The sequence below is a fragment of the Chamaesiphon sp. OTE_20_metabat_361 genome, assembly GCF_031364565.1.
The window spans coordinates 1-4,939 of record NZ_JANLWO010000853.1 but is presented as its reverse complement, the minus strand read 5'-3'; the positions used below and the strand labels follow the sequence as shown (position 1 = coordinate 4,939).

The following is a 4,939-nucleotide window of genomic DNA, read 5'->3' as shown; positions in this document are numbered from 1 at the left end:
TTACCCGCAACCAAACTCGTTCCCAAGTTAGTTCAAGATCCCAAGCGCAAAACTACCGGGATTAGAGTCCCCAAGCATGTACTCTGTCAAGTCTTGCTCGAAACCTTGGGCAATCCGGTGATTTCTGCCTCCGCACATCTACAAGCAGAGGATGAGGACGACTCGATCGATCCCGTTGAGAAAGCGGTATTGTTCGATCGACTCGAAAAGCTGGTAGATATTATTATCGATGATAGCTCCGAACCCGGCATGAAAGGCTCGACAATCTTGGATATGACCATAAACCCTCCTGAAGTAATTCGGGAGGGTCTAGGCTGGTCTGAAGTTGCAGCTTGGCTCTAATGACTTCCTGCGGAAGTCAGGAGTTAGGTCTTAGGCTTTAGGCTTTAGGGAAAAATATATACGATAACAGCGGTGCGCTTCGCGGAGGTTTCCGACCCATGAAGGCGCAACAGCGGCGCACACGACAAAGGAGGTTCCCTCCTTTGTTGTGTGCGTCAAGACAAGACAGTACTAGAAAAAATTTTGTTTGTACTTTCGCAGAAAGTCTAAGGTTATTGGCAATCCCAGGGAGACGGGGGGACTGCTTAATTACCTCTTACCTTTTACCTCTTACCTCTTACCCTAAAGCCTAAAGCCTAAAACCCAAAACCTAAATAAAGCCTATTGAGGGCAACGTAGGAGCCGATACCGAACGCCTCTGACGGTTTTATAACGACCAGTGAAACGACATCTGGTAGCACCAGAACAAGCGAGTACAGCACGACCAGCGACTCTGCGACCAGTGGGGCGACAGGCGGCATCGGCGGTAGGTGCAAATAAGGCAAGATTGAGGGAACATAATAAGCCAACGCTAACACTCAGGGCGATCGCGAGTTGACGAGCGGGTTGCTTTTTCATAAGAATATTTAATGAACGCTAGTTGTAATCTTCAGTCGGGAGCGGGACGATTCCTGACGATTATAATTGTTGGATTTGGTAGTTACAAGCTGTCGCGGTATAGAACGAGACAATCGGCTGAGATTTGGAACTGCTGGCAAAATGATGGCGATGGTGAAGTTGCTGTCGGGTAGAATAGGTGATGATAAATTTTGGGATTGAATAGACAGTGCAGCGAAAATCTCTCGCGATCGCTACTCCGGTCGGTAGTTTTAAAGGGGCTTTCGCTCATGGCGTGTTGACAGCATTAGAAGAAGCTGGCATCGTTGCTGATGCTTATGCTGCGGCATCTTCATCAGTGATTCCAGCGAGCTGGGCGGCGATTCTCTTGCAGAGAGGCTCCGCCAACGGACGATCGCGATTGCCAATGAGCCAGGGACGATGTACCGTGATATGTTTAACATCGAGCCGATTTTCACTCACGAGCAGGGTGTCCCCATTGACATTATTCGTCCCGATGTTCAGCTCAAGGAACTCGGTGTAGACTTTACCAAAGCTACTGCTGCTAGATTGGTCGCAGTTTATCGTCACGGACGCGACAAAGGGCGAGAATTTGCTAAGGCTTGGAGTAGGTTTTAGAAATCGGTCTAATCTGCCGACCGTGCGGGCTTACTTTGTGCGATGGGCACGGCTGGCTTGGCAGTAGGCGCGACTAGATAAATTTGGAGCCGATCTGGAGCGACTTTATAACTATTTTCCTGCATCACACTCACTTGAGCTTGCGGATCGAATGCCCGAATAAAATTACTATCGACTTGTTCGGTGCGGATCTTCGCAGCTTGTAATGCTGTTTCGAGATGCTGTAATTTATTGCGTTGCGAGTAGTTATAGCCGATCGAGCCGAATAAAGCGATCGCTCCGAAGACGGATAAAGTTGAATAAGTAACTAATTTGGTCGCCGCCTCCAATCCCTGACGGCGATGTGCGTAGGCAGGATTTGGTTTAAGCTGCTTGCGGGGAGCAGTAGGAGCGGATTTGGGTATCTCTACAGTCGCCGTTTTCAGTGGCGATCGCACTACCTTAGATGATATCCGCCGCGAACGCTGCTGAGGAGGCTCGAAAGAAGGTAGTGCGCTCATAGAAATTAGTGTGACCCAATTGAAATTTTCATTATTATACGGCTTGTCACATCATTTAGCTTAAAAATTTTGATTCGATCGATAAGTAAATGCGGTTTCTCAGTGACTAACATTCAAAAATTGGGATGTAGACTCACCTACATCCCAATCGATCGACCGACGAGATCGGCAAACCGATCTCTGGGCTGATTTATTTGTACAGTTCAGTGGATAGACGCAGCGCCAACAGACCGGGAATCAGCGCGATCGCCAAAGCAACGTAAACTTGAGTATCAGACATGAGAATTTCCTCCAAACACAGGGATTTGACCTACACACAGTTTGCGATAATTTTGGGTGGTACTGGCGATCCTGTAACAAAATGTAGAAAGAGCGACCTATGATTAACTGGTAAATAGCTAATTTAAGTTAAGTACGGAGTGGGTGATTGAATAAACATTGGCTGCGGATCGCGATCGGGGTGGCGATCGCGAGTACGGTCGCACCGAGTTGGGCATTACCAACCGCCAACTCTGTCGGTAGCACGGGTATTGACGCATTGAGACTACACCAAGCCCCCTACAACCTGACTGGTAAAAAAATTGCGATCGGACAGGTTGAAGTCGGTCGTCCGGCACAGTTTGGTTGGGACAAACCCGGCGAACGCTTGAAATTTAAACTCGAACAAATTTTTTATCAAGACGGTTCGCCCAAAGCTGATACCAATGTCGAACAACATGCCACGATGGTGGCATCCGTGATGATTAGTCGCGACAAAAAGTACCCCGGTGTCGCTCCCGATGCGCGACTGTATGCTAGTGCCGTCGGCGTACCCAAAGACACCGGACAGGCGGAAGAATGCCTCTCTACCCAGCATATCGCTACCCAGAATGGTGGTGACGTGCGGGCGATCAATCTGAGCTTTGGCGAGCCATTAGACCGCGATCCGCGTCCTGATGCCAAGCTAGATGGCAACGCGCTCTACACCCAATGCTTGGATTGGTCGGCACGCGTACACAATGTGACGTATCTGGTTGCAGGCAATCAAGGCAAGGGTGGCATCTCGATCCCGACTGACAATTACAACGGTGTTAATGTCGCTTATTCGACCACCCGCCAGGGCATTTATCAGAAATTAGATTTTGCCAACTTGAGTGAAACACCGATCGGTACTGCCAAAATTATTGCAGATCGCGAAGTCAATGTCGGCAATCGGCGCTCGATCGGCTTAGTTGCTCCAGGCGGCGGTCTGCGGCTCTATAATTTAGCTGGTAAAGTCACGACCGTCAGCGGTACCAGTTTTGCCGCGCCACATGCTACGGGGACGGTAGCATTGTTACAAGAGTTTGGCGATCGCCAGTTGCGGACTAAAAATCGACTCCCAGTTGAGATCCGTCCCCAGTGGAGTCTCGACTCGCGCCGTCATGAGGTGATGAAAGCCGTTTTACTCAATTCGGCTGAGAAAATTCAAGATGCGGGCGATGGTTTGCGGTTGGGGATGACGCGGACGATCCTCGCTAAAAATAACCGCGATTGGACGGAGTCTGAAGCCTTCCAAGATCGGCAAGTCCCACTCGACTACCAGATCGGTGCGGGTCAATTAAATGCCTTTCGAGCTTATCAACAATTTAGCTCCGGTCAGCATTCTGGCGTGTTGCCGATTCCAGCGATCGGCTGGGACTATCGATCGCTGGCGACCGGGCAATATCGCGACTATCCACTCGATCGCCCTTTGGCCGAAAATAGTTGGGTCGCCATCACCCTCTCCTGGGATCGACTGGTAGAATTGCAGGACGCCAACAACAACCGCCAGTACGATCTCGGTGAAACATTTCGCGATCGCGGTCTCAATCAACTCGAACTATATTTGCTACCCGCCAATGAAAATCGCCTCGATCGGAGTTTGTGGTCGTCAGTGAGTTCTGTCGATAGCGTCCAACATATTTTTCACAAAGTTCGCGACCCCGGCAAATACAAAATTCGCGTCTATTTCCGCCGCGCCATCAATCTCCCCCAACAATCCTACGCCCTAGCCTGGTGGACAGCTCCCGCCAAAAAATAGACTTCCCAGGGGACTGGGAGATTGGGGGACGGGGAGACTGGGGGACTAGGGGACAATTGCGGTTCTCTTTACCCTTTACCCTTTACCCTCTCCCACCTCCCATCTCCCATCTAATCTCCGACCGACTAAAAATGTGTACAAAGATAGATGTGCGATCGCGAGATCCCAATTTATAGTTAACTAAGTTTAGGTATAGCTCGCTCCCGATCGTACCGATTCGATCGACCGATCGAAAAAAACTTGCTTAAATAGTGCTAAACACTCAAAAAATGGGGATTTTAGATATATGGAGAAAAAACCATTATTCTTGACAAGATAATCGCCGATGACATTAACGCCAGATCCGGTTCAACAGCCAGTCCAGAGCATCGATAGCGACGCCTTAGATCGGTTGGAAACATTTCTCTATCTCACGCCCGTCATTGGAGTATTGCCGTCAATCTGGGCAATCTATCGTCGCCAACGCGACAAACGACAACTGGCAGTCTGTCGTCTGTCGATTTTCTTAGCGTTTGCTTGGTTGAGCACGTACCTGAGTCTAAATATCGGTGCCGATTTATCAGGAGCATCGACACTCGGATTCCGATTATTATTTCTTAATACTTTAGCTACATCTGGCTATTTCACAACGAGTTTGTGGCTAATGGTGCTACTGTGGCAAAAGAAATCTTTGCGCTTACCCGGATTTAGTGCCCTAGCAGAACGCACGATCGGCTCCGAGCGCAATTATCCTAGCCGATTAAAATGACAGAACGCATTTTGGCAAGCCAAACAATTTAGTGTAAGCTTAACCCTGCGGCTGCTGGTATTGCAGCAACTCCTAAATCCCCAAGCTCGTTAACTGCACCCGCAATCATTAAACCCCACCCACCCCTAATAA

At 49.2% G+C, this 4,939-nt stretch carries 8 protein-coding genes; 5 read left to right on the top strand and 3 right to left on the bottom strand.

Translation table 11 applies throughout. The features are described from left to right. Positions 1-342: Sua5/YciO/YrdC/YwlC family protein (locus tag RMO35_RS23925; protein WP_309745043.1), on the top strand; the 342-nt coding region annotated here is incomplete at its 5' end. A 321-nt stretch (positions 343-663) separates the two neighbouring features. Here RMO35_RS23925 and RMO35_RS23920 read toward each other — a convergent pair. Continuing rightward, entirely contained in the window at positions 664-900 is a 237-nt protein-coding gene (locus RMO35_RS23920; RefSeq protein WP_309745041.1) for a hypothetical protein, read from the bottom strand. Between the two features lie 11 nt (positions 901-911). Between RMO35_RS23920 and RMO35_RS23915 the strand changes: the two genes are divergently transcribed. Beyond that, positions 912-1,073: a hypothetical protein gene (locus tag RMO35_RS23915; protein ID WP_309745039.1), complete on the top strand. Its 162-nt coding sequence runs from the start codon at positions 912-914 to the stop codon at positions 1,071-1,073. 259 nt (positions 1,074-1,332) lie between these two features. Next, positions 1,333-1,518, top strand: a complete 186-nt coding sequence (locus RMO35_RS23910; RefSeq protein ID WP_309745037.1) for a hypothetical protein — start codon at positions 1,333-1,335, stop codon at positions 1,516-1,518. Between the two features lie 8 nt (positions 1,519-1,526). Here RMO35_RS23910 and RMO35_RS23905 read toward each other — a convergent pair whose 3' ends face one another. Both RMO35_RS23905 and psaM read right to left on the bottom strand, forming a co-directional pair. Further along, positions 1,527-2,018, bottom strand: coding sequence for a hypothetical protein (locus tag RMO35_RS23905; RefSeq protein ID WP_309745035.1), 492 nt, complete (start codon positions 2,016-2,018; stop codon positions 1,527-1,529). A gap of 190 nt (positions 2,019-2,208) precedes the next feature. Then, complete coding sequence (gene psaM / locus RMO35_RS23900; RefSeq protein ID WP_309745045.1) at positions 2,209-2,304, bottom strand: photosystem I reaction center subunit XII; 96 nt, start codon at positions 2,302-2,304, stop codon at positions 2,209-2,211. Positions 2,305-2,445: 141 nt separating this feature from the next. Here psaM and RMO35_RS23895 point away from each other — a divergent pair, with 141 nt between their 5' ends. Then, positions 2,446-4,059 (top strand): S8 family serine peptidase, encoded by a 1,614-nt coding sequence (locus RMO35_RS23895; RefSeq protein WP_309745033.1) that lies wholly within the window; start codon positions 2,446-2,448, stop codon positions 4,057-4,059. 325 nt (positions 4,060-4,384) lie between these two features. Then, positions 4,385-4,807 carry a hypothetical protein gene (locus RMO35_RS23890; RefSeq protein WP_309745031.1) on the top strand — a complete coding sequence of 141 codons (423 nt, stop codon included), beginning with the start codon at positions 4,385-4,387 and terminating at the stop codon, positions 4,805-4,807. The last annotated feature ends 132 nt before the right edge of the window (positions 4,808-4,939 follow it).

Excerpts from the sequence above, each read along its gene's own strand:
- RMO35_RS23920 (WP_309745041.1), bottom strand. The coding sequence starts at position 900 with ATGAAAAAGCAACCCGCTCGTCAACTCGCGATCGCCCTGAGTGTTAGC.
- RMO35_RS23915 (WP_309745039.1), top strand. The coding sequence starts at position 912 with ATGAACGCTAGTTGTAATCTTCAGTCGGGAGCGGGACGATTCCTGACG.
- RMO35_RS23910 (WP_309745037.1), top strand. The coding sequence starts at position 1,333 with ATGTTTAACATCGAGCCGATTTTCACTCACGAGCAGGGTGTCCCCATT.
- RMO35_RS23905 (WP_309745035.1), bottom strand. The coding sequence starts at position 2,018 with ATGAGCGCACTACCTTCTTTCGAGCCTCCTCAGCAGCGTTCGCGGCGG.
- RMO35_RS23890 (WP_309745031.1), top strand. The coding sequence starts at position 4,385 with ATGACATTAACGCCAGATCCGGTTCAACAGCCAGTCCAGAGCATCGAT.